The 16,418-nt window shown below is 34.4% G+C and carries 19 protein-coding genes; 5 read left to right on the top strand and 14 right to left on the bottom strand.

What is annotated here, in order from left to right:
• Positions 1-149: 149 nt before the first annotated feature.
• The 7 genes from PFY09_RS07130 to PFY09_RS07100 form a co-directional block, all read right to left on the bottom strand.
• Complete coding sequence (locus PFY09_RS07130) at positions 150-1,124, bottom strand: SDR family oxidoreductase (RefSeq protein WP_271161949.1); 975 nt, start codon at positions 1,122-1,124, stop codon at positions 150-152.
• A 95-nt stretch (positions 1,125-1,219) separates the two neighbouring features.
• Complete coding sequence (locus PFY09_RS07125; protein ID WP_271161948.1) at positions 1,220-2,443, bottom strand: AbiH family protein; 1,224 nt, start codon at positions 2,441-2,443, stop codon at positions 1,220-1,222.
• Between the two features lie 147 nt (positions 2,444-2,590).
• Entirely contained in the window at positions 2,591-3,328 is a 738-nt protein-coding gene (locus PFY09_RS07120) for an SDR family oxidoreductase (protein ID WP_271161947.1), read from the bottom strand.
• 69 nt (positions 3,329-3,397) lie between these two features.
• The gene (locus PFY09_RS07115) at positions 3,398-3,982 is read right to left on the bottom strand and encodes a TetR/AcrR family transcriptional regulator (protein ID WP_271161946.1); all 585 of its coding nucleotides are present in this window, start codon (positions 3,980-3,982) and stop codon (positions 3,398-3,400) included.
• Positions 3,983-4,082: 100 nt separating this feature from the next.
• Entirely contained in the window at positions 4,083-4,622 is a 540-nt protein-coding gene (locus tag PFY09_RS07110) for a GNAT family N-acetyltransferase (protein WP_271161945.1), read from the bottom strand.
• A 3-nt stretch (positions 4,623-4,625) separates the two neighbouring features.
• Positions 4,626-4,949 carry a hypothetical protein gene (locus PFY09_RS07105; RefSeq protein WP_271161944.1) on the bottom strand — a complete coding sequence of 108 codons (324 nt, stop codon included), beginning with the start codon at positions 4,947-4,949 and terminating at the stop codon, positions 4,626-4,628.
• Between the two features lie 287 nt (positions 4,950-5,236).
• Positions 5,237-6,160 (bottom strand): hypothetical protein, encoded by a 924-nt coding sequence (locus PFY09_RS07100; protein ID WP_271161943.1) that lies wholly within the window; start codon positions 6,158-6,160, stop codon positions 5,237-5,239.
• Positions 6,161-6,692: 532 nt separating this feature from the next.
• On the opposite strand from PFY09_RS07100, the gene pafA reads away from it, so the two are divergent.
• Positions 6,693-8,339, top strand: a complete 1,647-nt coding sequence (gene pafA, locus PFY09_RS07095; RefSeq protein ID WP_271161942.1) for an alkaline phosphatase PafA — start codon at positions 6,693-6,695, stop codon at positions 8,337-8,339.
• A 62-nt stretch (positions 8,340-8,401) separates the two neighbouring features.
• On the opposite strand, the gene PFY09_RS07090 is transcribed toward pafA, so the two are convergent.
• The 7 genes from PFY09_RS07090 to PFY09_RS07060 all read right to left on the bottom strand — a co-directional run bounded on the left by PFY09_RS07090 (position 8,402) and on the right by PFY09_RS07060 (position 12,896).
• Positions 8,402-8,998 carry a Crp/Fnr family transcriptional regulator gene (locus PFY09_RS07090; RefSeq protein WP_268054820.1) on the bottom strand — a complete coding sequence of 199 codons (597 nt, stop codon included), beginning with the start codon at positions 8,996-8,998 and terminating at the stop codon, positions 8,402-8,404.
• A gap of 199 nt (positions 8,999-9,197) precedes the next feature.
• Positions 9,198-9,509 (bottom strand): barstar family protein, encoded by a 312-nt coding sequence (locus PFY09_RS07085; protein WP_271161941.1) that lies wholly within the window; start codon positions 9,507-9,509, stop codon positions 9,198-9,200.
• 88 nt (positions 9,510-9,597) lie between these two features.
• Positions 9,598-10,098, bottom strand: a complete 501-nt coding sequence (locus PFY09_RS07080; protein ID WP_271161940.1) for a ribonuclease domain-containing protein — start codon at positions 10,096-10,098, stop codon at positions 9,598-9,600.
• A 307-nt stretch (positions 10,099-10,405) separates the two neighbouring features.
• Entirely contained in the window at positions 10,406-11,197 is a 792-nt protein-coding gene (gene nadE / locus PFY09_RS07075) for an NAD(+) synthase (protein ID WP_087709132.1), read from the bottom strand.
• 27 nt (positions 11,198-11,224) lie between these two features.
• On the bottom strand, positions 11,225-11,737 hold the full coding sequence (locus PFY09_RS07070; RefSeq protein ID WP_271161939.1) for a hypothetical protein: 513 nt from the start codon (positions 11,735-11,737) through the stop codon (positions 11,225-11,227).
• Positions 11,727-12,254 (bottom strand): GNAT family N-acetyltransferase, encoded by a 528-nt coding sequence (locus PFY09_RS07065; RefSeq protein WP_271161938.1) that lies wholly within the window; start codon positions 12,252-12,254, stop codon positions 11,727-11,729. Before PFY09_RS07065 ends, PFY09_RS07070 begins: the two co-directional genes overlap by 11 nt.
• Positions 12,255-12,260: 6 nt before the next feature.
• Complete coding sequence (locus tag PFY09_RS07060; protein WP_271161937.1) at positions 12,261-12,896, bottom strand: leucine-rich repeat domain-containing protein; 636 nt, start codon at positions 12,894-12,896, stop codon at positions 12,261-12,263.
• Between the two features lie 54 nt (positions 12,897-12,950).
• On the opposite strand from PFY09_RS07060, the gene gldB reads away from it, so the two are divergent.
• The 4 genes from gldB (at position 12,951) to PFY09_RS07040 (ending at position 16,402) form a co-directional block, all read left to right on the top strand.
• Positions 12,951-13,934: a gliding motility lipoprotein GldB gene (gene gldB / locus PFY09_RS07055; RefSeq protein ID WP_271161936.1), complete on the top strand. Its 984-nt coding sequence runs from the start codon at positions 12,951-12,953 to the stop codon at positions 13,932-13,934.
• A gap of 55 nt (positions 13,935-13,989) precedes the next feature.
• The gene (gene gldC, locus PFY09_RS07050) at positions 13,990-14,316 is read left to right on the top strand and encodes a gliding motility protein GldC (protein ID WP_271161935.1); all 327 of its coding nucleotides are present in this window, start codon (positions 13,990-13,992) and stop codon (positions 14,314-14,316) included.
• Positions 14,317-14,405: 89 nt separating this feature from the next.
• Positions 14,406-15,545 (top strand): cystathionine gamma-synthase, encoded by a 1,140-nt coding sequence (locus tag PFY09_RS07045; protein ID WP_271161934.1) that lies wholly within the window; start codon positions 14,406-14,408, stop codon positions 15,543-15,545.
• 377 nt (positions 15,546-15,922) lie between these two features.
• The gene (locus PFY09_RS07040; RefSeq protein ID WP_271161933.1) at positions 15,923-16,402 is read left to right on the top strand and encodes a nuclear transport factor 2 family protein; all 480 of its coding nucleotides are present in this window, start codon (positions 15,923-15,925) and stop codon (positions 16,400-16,402) included.
• Positions 16,403-16,418: the final 16 nt, after the last annotated feature.

Below are 16,418 nucleotides of genomic sequence, written 5' to 3'. Positions count from 1 at the left end.
TCTAAAAATCCCAAAACTCGTGCGAATTAAATTTTGGTTCTTTGATTTAACATTTATGTCGCACTCAAACAGTGGGATTTTCTTTACGTTCACTAAATTATTTTTCTTTACGCTCAATTTTCCTATGTCGATTAAAATCAGATATAAATCTATGATTTTTTCATCAAACTATCGGCACTTGCCAGCAAAGCTTCTTCACGGTTTCTCGGATTCCAATGAAGGATTGTTTTTGCTTTTTCGTTAGACATTTCTTTGTAGAATTCTTTATCAATCGGTTCCAGAGGCTGAATGTTTTCAGCGTACTGCGGTCTTTCTTTTTTGAATAATTCGGCAACATCATAAAAGCTCATCACATCGTTTGAAGTAGCGATAAAACGTTCTCCGGCAGCTTTCGGATCAATCATCGCTTTGATATGAATATCCGCAACATCTCTCACGTCAACAACGCCCATTGTGAAAACCGGAGTTTGATTCATTGTTCCGTTCAGAATTCCTGAAACGGCGATATCCAATGAAGCAGAAGTGATTCCGCCAATTGCAGGACCGAAAATCCCGACAGGATTGATAACTGATAATTCCAAACCATTGCCTTCTTTTTCGATGAATTCCCATGCGGATTTCTCAGCGACAGTTTTCGATTTGATGTAAGCCGGAAGTTCTGCATTCACATCCGTCCAGTCTTCCTCCGTGAAAATATGATCTTTAATATCTTTGCTGTAACCGACTGCCGCAAAAGAAGAAGTCAAAACCACTCTTTTCACACCTGCATCACGCGACGCTTTCAAAACGCGTAAAGCTCCGTCTCTCGCTGGAATAATAAGTTCATTTTCATCTCTCGGATCTTGCGCAGGGAAAGGGGATGCCACATGAAGAACATAATCACAGTCTTTCACGGCTTCATCCCAATTATGATCGCTCGTAAGATCTGCCTCTACAAATGAGAGTTGCGAAAAATCTGTGATTCCGCATTCTTCCAATGCTTTGATGATGGTATCTTTTTTAGACAATGAACGAAGTGTTGTTTTCACTTCATATCCTTGCTGTAATAATTGCAGAACAGTATGAATTCCCAAAAATCCCGTTCCTCCCGTTACCAAAACTGTTTCTTTTGTCTGTACGTTCATTTTTATTTAAATTTTATAGTACAAAGTTGGGGATTATTTGGAGCAGAGATTTTGTTGTGGGGTTCAATTTTTGTTTGTTGTGGAGGTCGTTTTTTTTAAAGTAAATTTGTAACAGAAATAGGATTAGTGCTTATTGTGAAAGTATTTTTTAGTTCTGGTGAATCTAGCTTGGCAAATATTAATTCCTTTGCGCGCATTTTTGATTCAATATCTTCCCTTCCTCTTATAGCTAATAAGTTTAATAACATTTTTGATCTTGAATGCTCATTATGATATATTACAATTATTTTTTTTAAATCACTTTTTGAAACTGTAATTACTTCAAAAATTTCATTTATATAACTAGCATCCGATTTGTCTAAAGAATGCCCCCAGAGATAGAAAATATATTTATCATAGGATTTCATATCTATATTACTCAAGAAACTATAGTCAGTATTTCCATTTAATTTTTGATAATATTTTGTGAACTTAAGATAGTTTATTCCATTATTTTGAATAGAAGAAATGTCATTAATACCAAAAATAATGTTTTCTTTATCTTTATCGCATTTACCGTGTAAAAAATTTGTTGATGATCCACTTTTGTAAAGCAATTTTTCAAATGTTGGGGTATAATTAAATGTAAAATGGAAATTAATTCCTTGAAATAAAGAAGATGTATCTGGATTTTTTTTAATGTTATCTAATAACGGATTAACGAATGTTAATATGTAGAGATTAAAAATTTTTTTGAATTCAATTAACTGCGAATATATTTGTGAAGAAATTTTATCTTCATCTATATCAACTAGATAATCTTTTCTTTTTATTAAAAAATCTTCATTAATTATGAATAATTCTCTATCACTTGGATATTCAATTATAATGTTGAAAAAAGTTAAGATGTCAATAATGAAGATATTATTGTCAAAAGTTCTATAGTCAGCAGTGCGAAGTTCTGTTTGAACTCCATAATTTTTATTAAAAAGTTTTTCCCTAATTAAATTTGCACCTTCTAGTAAAGAATTTATAATCAATTCGATTTTAATCTCAAAATCTATCCAAGTCTCTAATTTATATTCACTATTAAAAAAATTGAACAATAAGTTTTTTTCGGCTAAGATTCTTATGTCTGATAACATATTAATATCAAATTCAAATTTATTAAAATTTTCAGCTATAGCTTTATAATTAGAAGCTTTTTTGTAAATAGAATCAAATTGATAATCGTAGATATTTGTAGTTATATGTTCAGTAATTTTTATAAAATCTGAATATGTAGTTGGTAATCCATGATGTAAATCAAAACCATTACCTGTTATTAGTATTTTGGGCATTTTTATTTTTTAATAATCAAATTTAAGAAATTACTGTTCAAATATTTATGTGAAAGCATAATTGTTAAAACAAAAAAAATCTCCCACAAGAAAACCCGCGAGAGATAAAATATATGGAATCAATTCCAATCAGGAACGATGAAATTTTTAATTATTGAAAGCTGCAAAGGCACCTTCCGTAGCGGCAAAGAAATTGTCGTATAGTAAACCTGTATTTCCGACACGAATTTCATAAATATCTTCCTTAAGAGCCTTTACCAAATCATTTGCAACATCGGACGCCGGAATTCCATTTTCCAAACCGCCAATTTCTGCAGAGAAATCTGTGGCAACCAATGGTGGCATTAATTCAAAAACTTTTACATTAGTATCTTTTGCCAGTTCGTATCTCAACGATTTTGTGTGAGAGTGAAGGGCAGCTTTTGAATCTGAATATGTAGGAAGATTTGCCCCCGGAACAAATCCTACAATTGACGAAACATTCACGATAGCTGCTTCATTCTGTTGTTTCAACAGAGGAAGGAATTTTTCTGAAAGTCTGATCGGTGCAAAGTAATTGGTTGTGAATTCTGCTACAGCTTTACTGTAAGCATCTCCGTCATTTGCAATATTGTAAACATAAGCATTTCCTGCATTGTTGATTAAAATATTCAATCCTCCGAAACTGGTTTTTACTTCTTCATACAACCTGTTGACATCATTTTCATCTGTAATATCCGCCTGAATTGTGAAAACATTCTCCAGATCTTTCGCTGCAGCATCTAATTTTTCTTTGTTTCTTCCTACGATGATGATTCTGTTGGCCGGGCTTAATGCTTTTGCGATTTCTAAACCGATTCCTGAACCTCCGCCAGTAATTAAAATTGTGTTGTCTGTTGTGTTCATAATAATTTGTTGTTTAAGTTATAATAAATTGTTTATTGTACTATTTGGTACAAAATAGAATAAAATTTTTTATTGTAGTATTTTAAGATTCATTTCAATAAGGGAATGAAGAGTTTCAGGAGAATGTTCCATTCTTCTTGTTACGTGAATTCCATTCCACAGATTAATTAGATGACAAGCCAGAATTTCCGGACTTTCCTGAGTTTTTAATCTTCCTTTTCCCTGAGCTTTTTTAATTGCTTCGAAAAAGATTTTCTGTAAACCTTTCAGTAATTCTGCAGTTAATTTCTTAATGTCCTGATCTTTTTCCGACAGTTGAACCAAAGCATTCCCCAAATAACATCCCCTTTCTGCATCGCAGTCTTTCACATACGCAAGGTTTAAGAAAAACAGTCTTATAAATTCAATCTCGTCATCAGAATTTTCAATAGCCTGCGTCATTTTCAGATTAAAATTTTCAGCAAACTGTTTAATTGAACGGAGATATAATTCCTGTTTTCCACCTTTAAAAGCCAGATAAAAACTGCCTTTTCCTATTCCCATGGCAGCCAGCAATTCTTCTGCAGAAGCTGTATCGTAACCTTTACTTCTAAAGACTTCGGTTGCTTTCAGGATTGCTTCCTCTTCATTGAATATTTTTGGTCTTCCTGCCATTTCTTTATTTTGATGAGACAAAGGTATATAATTGTACTATTTGGTACAAAATAAATTTTCAAATATCTTTAATAGTTTATGTCGATAATGTTTTGTTTTTCTACGTCAAAACATCAAAACTCATAAACAAAGCCGTTTCAGTGGAATCATTGTAGAGTTTTGTATTAATTCCCGTAAATTGAAATCCTGCCTTCCGGAAAAATTTTACTGCAGGATAATTGGTATTGCAAATTTCAGTTTCCACAATTCTGCACTGCAGTTCTCTGGCTTCTCGGTTGATATTTTTGATCAGTAACCTTCCAAGATTCTGCCTCCGGAATTTTTCATTGATCCATATATTTTCAATAAAAAGACTGTTGTTTTTCAGTCTGTAATCGCAGATGATCCAGCCCGTCAGTTCCTCTTTTACATAAACGCCGAAAGAATGACCTTGCTGAATAATGGAATTTAAACGCTCAATATCATAAAAGTCTCGTTCCCAGATCTTTTTATAATATTGATTTTTTTCTCTCAGGGTAAATTCAAAAGAATTTCCGGTTTCGATGGTTGAAACCACGAAAATTTTTTCGGTTTCATAACCCTTGAAATCCTGATTTAAAAAGAGATTTTCTGTAAATGGAGATAATCTTCGGATTTCCATCAGTTAGAATTTAGAATTCTGAGCATGAAAACGGCTTTTTGTGGCGTACAACAAGATCTGTATCATTACAAGAACGGAAATCACAACAATTCTTATCATGGCATTTTCCGAAAATCTTTCGCGGATCACTTCCATGTAATTGATCTTTTCAACGGTAAATTCCTTAAGCTGATCGATATTGGTAAAAGCATTTACCTTTCCGACTTCTGAATTGATTTCAGCTTCATTCAGCGTTGCTGCAACGTTGATAAGGTTGATATTGCTAATAAACAGCCATCCGAATAACAACAGAGATACCGAAAGAAGAAAAGGTCTGATAATTTTCATGAATAATGAGGGTTTTTGCTGGAACATGTATACATTTTGTGTTAATACCAAATGTAAAAAAAATCAACCGGAGAATCGCATTAAATTCACAAAATGTGTATGAAAGCTTTATCATTCAATATATTTTCCAGAATCAGCTCTTCAGTTTCTTATTCGATTGTAATATTATGACATTAATGGTATTTTTTCGCGTACTTAGACCATATTTCGGCAGAAAGTTTACCTTTTAATGAATTGTATTTGACCTTAGATTTCAGAGCTTTTACATCAAAAATATTTCATTAAATTTATAACTTGCTTGCAAATTCAGTCAGGATTTCTTTGTTTTTTTGATCATAATTTTCACTAAACATGTCAAGTTTTTCATTTTTTTCTGATATTTCCTTAAGATCATTTCTGCCGGATAAATCCGCTATTCTTGACATGAAAAAATTTCCCTCAAAAATAAAGTCATTATAAGATTCTTTAAAGCGGCCGATCAGAAAACTTAATAGTTCTTTGTCATTTGGCATTGCAACAAGATCCAGCAATCCTAAATCACTATACTCTAATTTTTTTTGTGAAAGAAAATAAAGTCTTAATTTTTCTTTTTGATTGTCGTTTAGTTCAAATTTTCTTACAAAAGTATCTTTATCGCGATCATAAAAAGACATAAAATCACTTTCAGGAGAAAGTTCATAAGTTCCTTCCCATTTTGTGGGTTTTTGCAATGCACATTCTACAAGCCAATCTACTGTTTTAGCATGTTTTTCTTCTTCATTTTTAATTTTCAAAATATTCTGCATCTCAAGAATTCTCTTTTTATAAACAGAATATTCTTCTTTTTCTAATGTTTTTGAGCCATACGATAAAGAATGGGTAGAATATCTGTCTTCTTTTTTCTCCTTATACAAAAAGGCTAATGTTAATTTTCCCTTTTCGTAGTATGCAGGAGCAGGGCAGGATATTTCCGAACTTGTGTATACTTCGATAATTTGACCGGACTTAATATTTCCGTGTAAAACATCGTATATTTTTAAAACAACAATTTCAGATTTAAGCCAGTCATGTTCTTTTACTTTTTTGTTACTTTTTATATCTAAAACTTCACCATATACAATGTTTTCAGATTCAATGATTAATTTTCTTAATGGCATTGGAGAAATCGGATAAGCGAACAGGTTACAACTTAAAACGCTTAAAATCAGAAATAAGAATAATTTGGTTTTCATAATGGTAAATTTTATTTCTGATATAACGGTAAATTCAAAAAAAAATTTTGAAAAGCTATAACCAAATTTTCACCCAAAAGTAAGACTAAGTTTATCGATTCAAAAACGGAAAGTGCTTTTATCCACTTCAATTCTTAAAAGTCAAGATCTTTAGGAACTGTACTGATAAAGCTGTAAGCGATGTATTGTTCTATTTTTACAGCTAAAGAACCGGGATTTCCGACCTTCCCATAAAGCCAATGATCTTTTCATCTGATTTACTTGTCTTTCATTTTCAAAATAAGAAGGTATTTTTCTTCTTGTATTCCCTTTAAATGCTGAGAAAAATATTTTTCACTTCCGAGCATAATAAGGATGGCGGAAAAAAAATCATAATGCTAAACCAGATAAAAGAAAAGTTTGATCATCATTAAAAAGGATATTAATTGAAATTTTAATGCAGATGAACTCAATAGAAATCAAATTTAAATAAAATTTCACACATCAAAACTTTCAAAACCCTTAAATTTGTTGTCAATAAAAATTTTACTGGATGCTTAGGAAAATTTCGGTTGCGGCGGCTGCTTTTTTGTCCGTACTTACAATCAATGCGCAGAAGAACAAAAATTCTCAGTTGGAGAGACCAAAACTTGTAGTAGGTTTGGTTGTGGATCAGATGAGGTGGGATTATTTATACCGTTTTTATAACAAATACGGCAACGACGGCTTCAAAAGACTTTTAAATACAGGATATTCTTTAAATAATGTTCATATTCCCTATGTTCCTACCGTTACAGCTTTAGGACACACTTGTATCTACACAGGTTCTGTTCCGGCAATTCACGGGATCGCAGGAAACGACTGGACGGATAAGGAAACAGGGCAAAATGTCTACTGTACCACAGATGAAAGTGTAAAACCTGTAGGAACAGCCAATGCTAAAGTAGGGAGTCATTCTCCGAAAAATCTCTGGTCTACCACAGTTACGGATGAGCTGAGGCTTGCCACCAACTTTCAGGGAAAAGTAATCGGCGTTTCTTTAAAAGACAGAGCTTCCATTTTACCGGCAGGACACACGCCGAACGGAGCGTTCTGGTTTGATGATTCTACCGGAGACTTTATTACAAGTACCTGGTACATGAATGATCTTCCGCAGTGGGTAAAAGCCTTCAATTCTCAGGATTTACCAGATAAATTGGTTGCCAACGGCTGGAATACCTTACTTCCGATCGATCAGTATACAGAAAGTTCTCCGGATAATTCTTCATGGGAAGGATTGTTGGGAAGTGCCAAAACCCCTACGTTTCCTTACAGTAATTTAGCAGCAGATTATCAGGCTAAAAAAGACAATATCCGTTACACGCCATTCGGAAACACATTAACGCTGAAATTAGCGGAAGCCGCAATAGAAGGTGAAAAGTTAGGAGGAGACGATGTGGTGGATATGTTAGCGATTAATTTGGCATCAACGGATTATGCAGGACATAAATTCGGACCGAATTCTATAGAAGTTGAAGATGTTTATTTACGACTTGATAAAGATTTAACCCAGTTTTTCAGTTATCTGGATTCCAAAGTAGGAAAGGGACAGTACACGGTTTTCCTTTCGGCAGACCACGGCGGTGCGCATTCTGTAGGCTTTTTACAGGAACATAAGATCACGACAGGTTTCTTCGGAGACGGAATGGATAAAAACGTCAATCTTAAATTAAAAGAAAAATTCGGGGTTGATAAACTGATCAATGCGGTGGATAATTACCAGATTTATTTCGACAGGAAATTACTCAAAGAAAATAATATCAAACTAGAAGACGTTGTAGATTTCACCGTAAAAGAAATTGAAAGTGATCCTTCAGATTTATACGCTGTTCCGGTAAATAAAGTTTCAGAATCTTCTATTCCGGAGCCGATTAAACAAAGAATCATCAACGGAATCAACAGACAGAGAAGTGGTGATATTCAGTTGATTTCACATGATTCCATGCTTCCTCCGTATTCAAAAACAGGGACAACGCACAGTGTATGGAATTCTTACGACTCGCATATTCCTTTAATATTTATGGGATGGGGAATTCAGCATGGTGAAAGCAATAAAGCGTACTTCATGACAGATATTGCACCTACCGTTTCTTCATTGCTTAAAATTCAGTTTCCAAGCGGAAATGTAGGAAATCCGATTACGGAAGTGATTGGAAAATAGTACTTTCCTTTAAAGATAAATGATAAAATCCTTAACCAAAAAGTTAAGGATTTTTTTTGTTTTTAAACATAAATTTTACTGTTGTCGATCTTTACCATATTCTGCTGTTCCATTTTTTTAATTGCGCGGATTACGGTTTCTATCCGCATTCCTGTGAGCGATGCTAACTGCTGTCTTGTATAAGGAACTACAAAGGAGAATTGTTCTTCAAAACCAAAATGCGCTTTTACATGAGACATAATAAGAGTAAGCTTTGTAATCGGATCTCTGAAAGAAAATGGTGCAGCAGTGATGTGCCTGTACCGCATACGGTCTGCGGTGTAAGAATACACAGAAAGCAGAAGTTCAGGTTTTTCTAATAAAAGTTTTAAGAATTTGCTTTTTTCAAGTCTGATGATTTCACAATCTGTAATCGCAACTCCGCTTACAGCATACTTTTTATTGTGGAAAATATACGTTTCGGCAAGACAATGACCATCGAAAGGAATCCCGTGAATGAATTCTTTGCCGTCTTCCAGAAAGCTGCTCAGCTTTACCGTTCCGGTTTTTATCTGCAGATAATATTTGGGAGTGCTTTCTTCTTTAAAAATATAATCGCCGGAATTATAGTGTTGCAGTTCAGCACCATGAGAAAACAGGAGGTTTTCACAAATGATCATAAGCCTTAATTATTAATTTGATTTAAAATTAACAATTTGAAAGGGGGATTAAAAATTTATTAATACCACATAGATGCCTTACAGATGCCTTATTTTAAGAGATGAATCAGCAGTATTTTAAGCATTTTCATTAGATATTAAAAACTTTATAAATGAAAAACCCGCAGATTATTCCGCGGGTTGTAGATTATCGTTTATATTATTCTTCCTCTTCGTTCAGATCGTCTTCATCATCTTCATACTGTTCGAGAAAATAAGTGAACGTGAAGTCTTCCGTTTCTTCTTCGGCGTCTTCAAGCGTGAGAAGAAGATCTTCAAAAGTTTCTAGCTGATCGACCGTCATATTTACAAATTCAATATGAAGAGGCATTTCCAGTTCTCCTGTAATCACATCAGAAAGCGCATCCAGATTATCTCCGAAATGTTCAGGAAGTTTGATCTTTTCTTTCAGTTGGGCATAGAAATCTTCATAATCTCCGATGTCCGTAAAATCTATATATATTGTACTCATAACTTTATTTTTAATTTTAAATCAGTGAGCGTAAGTCATTGCGAGAAGCTAAGCACAGGCTAGTTTTGCTCATCGCAATGACCTACAACTACTGCTTTTCAAAACTTTTATAATGGTTTTTCGTGAGATAAACATCACCGTCTTTCGTGAAAACAATCCGGTCTGCATTTCTGTTTCCGCAATGATAGTTCACATCGGCTTCAAAATACTTTTCTCCTTCAGGTAACGTTTTTTCCCTGTTGTTGAACTTATCTCCGCCAATCGCTTTTCCGGGCAAAACCTCACACAGATTTCCTTTGGAAGGACTCCAACCCATCTTTCTTGCTTCATTTTTGGTGATGTAATACTCAGGAAGCTGATGATTTTGTTTAACGTAAGCAATAACCTTATTTTCTTCTGTCAACTGATCGATAGATTCCTGATTCGAATATGCTGAACCCGAAATCTCAGAACTGCCGTATTCAATTCTTGGATCTTTCGAAGAATTTTCCTTTTTATCCGCAATGAAGTTATTATAAACGTACATTACAGACATCCCGAAAAGAAGCCCTAAACAAATGAAAAAGACAGATCTTATTTTACCATTCATAGTATTAAATTAAAAAATGTAACAATAAGTTTGTTTGAACTTTTATTTAACCGCAAAAGTCACACAAAAGACAATCTTAAAGTGAATTTCTATAATAATCAAAGCACTCAAAAGAATAAAAATCAAAGATTTTTAAAAACTATTGTGAACTTTTTCATTTATAATGATCAACTTTAAATAAAAGTTTAGTTCATCTTTTGTCACTTTTGCGGTTAATTCTGAAATAGTTTAAACAACTTTAATGTAGCAATCTATCAGTTTAGCAATCAATTGTTATATTATTAGACTTTTAAATTGTTACATTAATTTATGCTCTCCAGTCTTCCGGAATATCGCAGATCGGAATCGGAACCATTTTATGTTTTGCCGCTTTATGCATTCTGTCGAAAATCTGGAAAACCTCTTTATCTCTGCCTTCGTAATCTTCTGCTGTTTTTGTTCCGTATTCTTTCTGAATTTTTTCCAGTTCAGGATAAGTTGCCCCGATTTGGTCTTCGTCCGTTCTTTCTGCATCCCAAAGTCCGTCCGTAGGAATTGCATTCTGAATGCTTTCAATTAAATTTAAAGCTCTAGCTAATTCGTAAACTTCCGTTTTATAAAGATCTGCGATTGGAGAAACATCCACACCGCCGTCGCCATATTTAGTGTAGAAACCAATTCCGAAATCTTCCACTTTATTTCCTGTTCCGCACACCAAAAGTCCGTGAAGCTGCCCGAAATAATATAAATTAAGCATTCTGAAACGTGATCTTGTATTCGCAAGAGCCAGATTGTTATTAGGATTTCCTTCTGAATGTGCGCTGACAATATTTTCAAAACTTTCGAAAACAGGAGTTAAGTTAACGGTTTCTGATTTTACGTTTGGAAATTTCTTTTTCAGATCCTCAATATGATCCTGCGCTCTGTTTACCTGATCGGCTTTTTGACGGATCGGCATTTCCAGCGCAAGAACTTCAAGCCCTGTCATCGCACAAAGAGTAGAAACGACACCCGAATCCACACCTCCCGAAACTCCGATTACATATCCGTTTACTTTTGCTTTTACGGCATAATCTTTCAGCCAGTTTACAATATGATCTATAACTTTTTGTGTCTGCATTGTTTATATTTTTCTATAAGTTTATATTTATTTTTCTTCTGCTTTTAAGATGATAAGATAACTTTGAAAATGGAATTTGGTTCCTTGTGAAATACTATATTTATTATAATCATCAGGTATTCCAACGAAACTGCCTGATTCATATGCATTTATTTTATATGTTTTCCCTACAAAATTGTTTTTAATTATTTTTATTGTATCTTCAGTAATAATTTCTGCTTTTTTATTGTAAAGAATCTCATAAAATTCAAAATTATCACTTGCAAGTTTACCACTTTCATCTTGAAAGTTCAATGTTATTTTTTCATTCAAAGTCTTGTTATTAATTGAGCTTATTTCTAATAAATAACTTCCTTCAGTTGCTTTGATATGATAGGAATCTCCATCAATTATTTTTACTTCCATAGGAACAATTGTTCCGAATGGAACATTCAAGGCAGGAACAATACTTTCATTAATTTGTGATGTATGATGATTAGTTTTGCTACAACTAACACAACTGATTATGAACAGAATAGATAATATAATTTTAGTCATCATAATTTTGATGTTGAAGTTCATACCAGAAGCAAATTCCGTCCGGTTCGGTAAATTCGCTGGTTTTTTCAAAGCCTAATTTTCTTAAAATATGATTGGAACCTTCGTTTTCAGAATGGGCATGAGCATAAATGGTTTCAGCTTTCAGATCGTTAAATCCAAAATCAAGCGAAGCTTTTGCCGATTCCAGCGCATAGCATTTTCCCCAGTATTCAGGAATGAAACGATATCCGAGATCGTAAATATTGTTGTAGCCGTTTATTTCCTGAGTAATTAATTTTAGTCCGCTCCAGCCGATCAGCAGTCCGCTTTCTTTTTCAATTACAGCAAGTCTTCCGACACCGTTATCACGATATTGCTGCTGAATCATTTTAATTACATTTTCAGATTCGGTGATGTCGGAAAGAGGAGGCATTCCGATGTATTTCATCACTTCAGGATCGGAGTCGAGGAGAAACAGACGTTCTGCATCTGTTTCTTCAAATTTTCTCAGAATAAGTCTTTGTGTTTCTAAATACATAAAAAATTACTGTTGCTGAAATCCAAAAACCGTTACATTGGCTGCTCCTTTTTTAATGTCTGTTTCCTTGATCGGATTTTTCATCACGTTTAAGGTTTCCAGATTGATATTTGCGGAAATATCCAGTTTTTGAATCTGATTATGCTCAAGATTTAGCTTTTTAAGATATTTAAGCGAGCTTAGATCAATGGTCTTTATTTTATTTAAAGATACGGTTAATTGATCAATTCTGGGCGTCGTTTTCAGCGAAATATTTTCAATCTGGTTGTTGTCGAGATACAGTGAAGCCAGAATTTTTAGATTTTCTGCTTTAAAATTTGAAATTTTACATCCTGTACACGAAAAAAGCTGCAGATGATCCAAATTTTTCAGAGAAAGATTTACAATGCTGTTATCATCCAGTACGATCATTTTTGCATTTTTAAAATAGGGAAGATCTTCTGCATTTGTAATGCCTTTATTCACTAAAAATAAATTTTCAATTCTGTCGGCTTCAAACTGATTCATTTTTCCGTCTTTGTTCAGATCAAAATTTTCAATCACCGCTTTTTCAAGATTTTTATCTTTAAAAATGAGGCTTTGACTGTAAAAACAGGATACAGAGAAAATAAGAATGAGGATCGGAATTATTTTATTTTTCATCATTACATTATGTTTAAATCCGTATTTTTGTACACTTAAATTTCATGTAAAAGTATGAAGATTTTCAGAATTACTGCACTTTCTTTAGTATTAATTTTAGGATTGAATTCCTGCAAAAAAGAATCCGGGAATCAATGGAACGTAGAGATTACAAGTCCGGCGGAAAAAGTAGAAATTACAGATATTTCCAAAGAACTTTACGATCCGAATGTTTCATCGGAAAGCTTTAAAGCTAAATTTCCTTGGTTTCAGGGAACGGTAAGCGATGCAGATTTTGCCAAAAGAAGAGCAGATCCTGAAGAAATTAAAATTTACAAGGAAGCAGCCGCAAAAATAGATCAGAAAAAACTGCAGACCGATCTTCAGGATTTGTTTTCGCACATCAAATTTTATTTTCCTTCCTTTAAAAGTCCGAAAGTATTTTTATTTTCATCGGCTTTGCAGATGATTCAGGATCCTATTTTTTATGATGCGAAGGGAAATCAGCTTTTTATTGATATTACAGGCTTTATGGGAGACGGAAATCCCAATTATAAAGGTTTGGAAATGTACTTCCAGAAATCCATGAACCCGAATAATATTGTTCCGAAAGTCGCACAGATTTTCGCGGAAGGTTTTGTGAAAGAATCCCCGGATCATCAGAAATTTATCGATATGATGATTCTCAACGGTAAAATCATGATTCTTAAAGACGCTTTTTTACCAACATATCCGGAATATCTGAAAATGAACTACACCCAGAAGCAGTATGAATGGGCAGTTTCCAACGAAGCCAATATCTGGAACTATTTCGTGGAAAATAATATCATATTTGGGGATGATCATAGATTGGAAGACCGTTTTATCGCTCCGGGACCATTTTCGAAATTTTATACAGAAATTGATAACGAATCTTCTCCGCAGATTGCCATATTCACAGGATGGCAGATCTGTAAAGAATATCTGAAACAGAAACCAGAAACCAAACTTCAGGATTTCTTAGGATTGGATGCAACGGTGATCTTTAACCAGTCGGGCTATAAACCGAAAGTAAAATAATACGCTGAATGTAAAACATTTGGCAAACAATATATAGTAGAATAAAAAGAACGTTATGAGAAAAACTCAGATTACGATAGATGTAGAACTGGATGAAAACCACATTCCGGAAAACATCACCTGGAACGCACAGGACGGCGGAATTGAAAAAGAAGAAACAAAGGCAACCATGATCTCCGTTTGGGACGAAAAAAATATGGAAGCTTTGAGAATTGATCTCTGGACAAAAGAAATGCTTATGGATCAGATGAAAATGTTCATTCATCAGGTGCTTGTTTCTATGGGAAATACCTACCAAAGAGCAACAGGTGAAGAAGATGTGGCACAATGGTTGGAGCAGATGGCAGAAGAGTTCGCAGTAAAATCGGCGATAAAAATGTAAAAAAAAGCGGGATGAGGGAAGTCTGATGTTGGAAGTATATAAAGGCATCCAGCTTCCATCATCCCGCTTCAAATCAAAAATATAAAACAATGAATTTCAATACAAAAGTAATACACGGAGGACAGCATCACGAATCTGCAACGGGTTCTGTGAATGTACCTGTATTTTTAACGTCTACCTTCGCACAAAAAAGTCCGGGAGTACATTCCGGTTACGAATATTCCAGAGCGGCAAACCCTACGAGACAGGCTTTGGAAGACTCTTTGGCAAGCATCGAAAACGGAGCGAGAGGTCTGGCTTTCGGTTCCGGTTTGGCTGCAATCGACTGTGTTTTAAAATTATTAAATCCGGGAGATGAAGTGGTTGCAGTAGACGATTTGTACGGAGGAACGTACAGAATGTTCACCAGACTTTTCGAAAAATATCAGTTGAAATTTACCTTCGTGAATTTTGATGATGTTTCTAAAATCAATGACGTTATTACAGATAAAACAAAACTAATCTGGATTGAAACGCCAACCAATCCTTTGATGAAACTGGTTGATATTAAAGCAGTTGTTGAAGTGGTAAAAGGAAAAGATATTCTGGTTGCAGTGGATAATACTTTTGCAACACCTTATCTTCAGAGACCGATTGATTTGGGAGCCGATATCGTTATGCACTCTGCAACAAAATACTTAGGAGGTCACTCCGATGTTATTGCGGGAGCTTTGGTGGCTAAAGATGCAGAACTGGGAGAAAAACTTCACTTCATTCAGTTTGCAAGCGGAGGAATTTTGGGACCTCACGATTCTTACCTTGTGTTGAGAGGAATTAAAACACTGGCTTTAAGAGTTCAGAGACATTCTGAAAACGGAATGGCTGTTGCAAAATATCTTGAATCTCATCCTGCTGTAGATCAGGTAATTTATCCGGGATTAGAATCTCATCCGCAACACGAACTGGCAAAATCTCAGATGAAAGATTTCGGAGGAATGGTTTCCTTCACTTTTAAATCGGGTAAAAAAGAATATGCCATCAAATTTTTAGAAAGAGTAAAAGTATTCACTTTAGCCGAATCTTTGGGTGGAGTAGAATCTCTTGCCAATCATCCTGCTTTGATGACTCATGCTTCCATTCCGGCAGAAAAACGTGCAGAATTGGGAATTACAGACGATTTGGTTCGTTTAAGCGTAGGAATCGAAGATGCAGAAGATCTTATCGCAGATCTGGAAAGAGCCTTTTCTTAGTTTAAAAACAATTTATAACACTTTGTCATTCTGTATAGAACGAATTGGAGTAAAGAATCTAAATAGAATTTATTTAAACTTTTGGAGCTATTTCCCGCTTTCCACTATATCTTTTGCTACGCTTTGCTTCACAAAAGGATGCCGTTGCAATCGTGGCTAAGGTTGTAGTCAATTCTTTCAGTATTTGAAAAATACAATTAAAGTTTGTCATCCTGAAAGGATCTTTAGATAGTATTAGAAAGTTGCTTGAAAAAATTAGAGCCGGGATTCCTGCGGAATGACAAACGTTGGAATAGAAATTCAAAAATTTATTAAAAAAGATTCTTCCTAACGTCAGAATGACAGAGTGTTGAACAACATTTTAAAATAAAAACATAATGAGAAAGATCCAGATTTTATTCCTGTTAATGGTAAGCCAGATTGCTTTTTCTCAGGTTAAAAATACCGACGAACTGTACAAAACGGCGAAAAAATTAGACAGTCTGATTTTCGATGTCGGATTCAATAAATGTGATCTTTCTCATTATGATTCTATCGTAAGCGAAGACTTGGAATTCTACCACGACAAAGGCGGAATTACTTCCGGAAAAGAAGCCTTCAAAGCTTCCATTAAAAACAATATTTGTGGCGGACCCAACAAAGTGAAACGCGAATTGATTCCAAATTCCATGAAAGTATATCCTTTGTACAACAATAATGTTCTGTATGCTTTTATTCAGGAAGGAGAACATGATTTTGCTGAATTTTACAACGGAAAATGGAACAAGGGAAGCCGTGCAAAATTTACCATTCTCTGGATTCTGGATGGAAAAGACTGGAAAATGAAGCGCGTTCTCAGCTACGACCATCACTTATAATCTACTTTGTCAAAGC

Source organism: Chryseobacterium gambrini, from assembly GCF_027920505.1.
GTDB lineage: Bacteria > Bacteroidota > Bacteroidia > Flavobacteriales > Weeksellaceae > Chryseobacterium > Chryseobacterium gambrini.
This window is presented reverse-complemented; position numbering and strand designations above follow the sequence as displayed.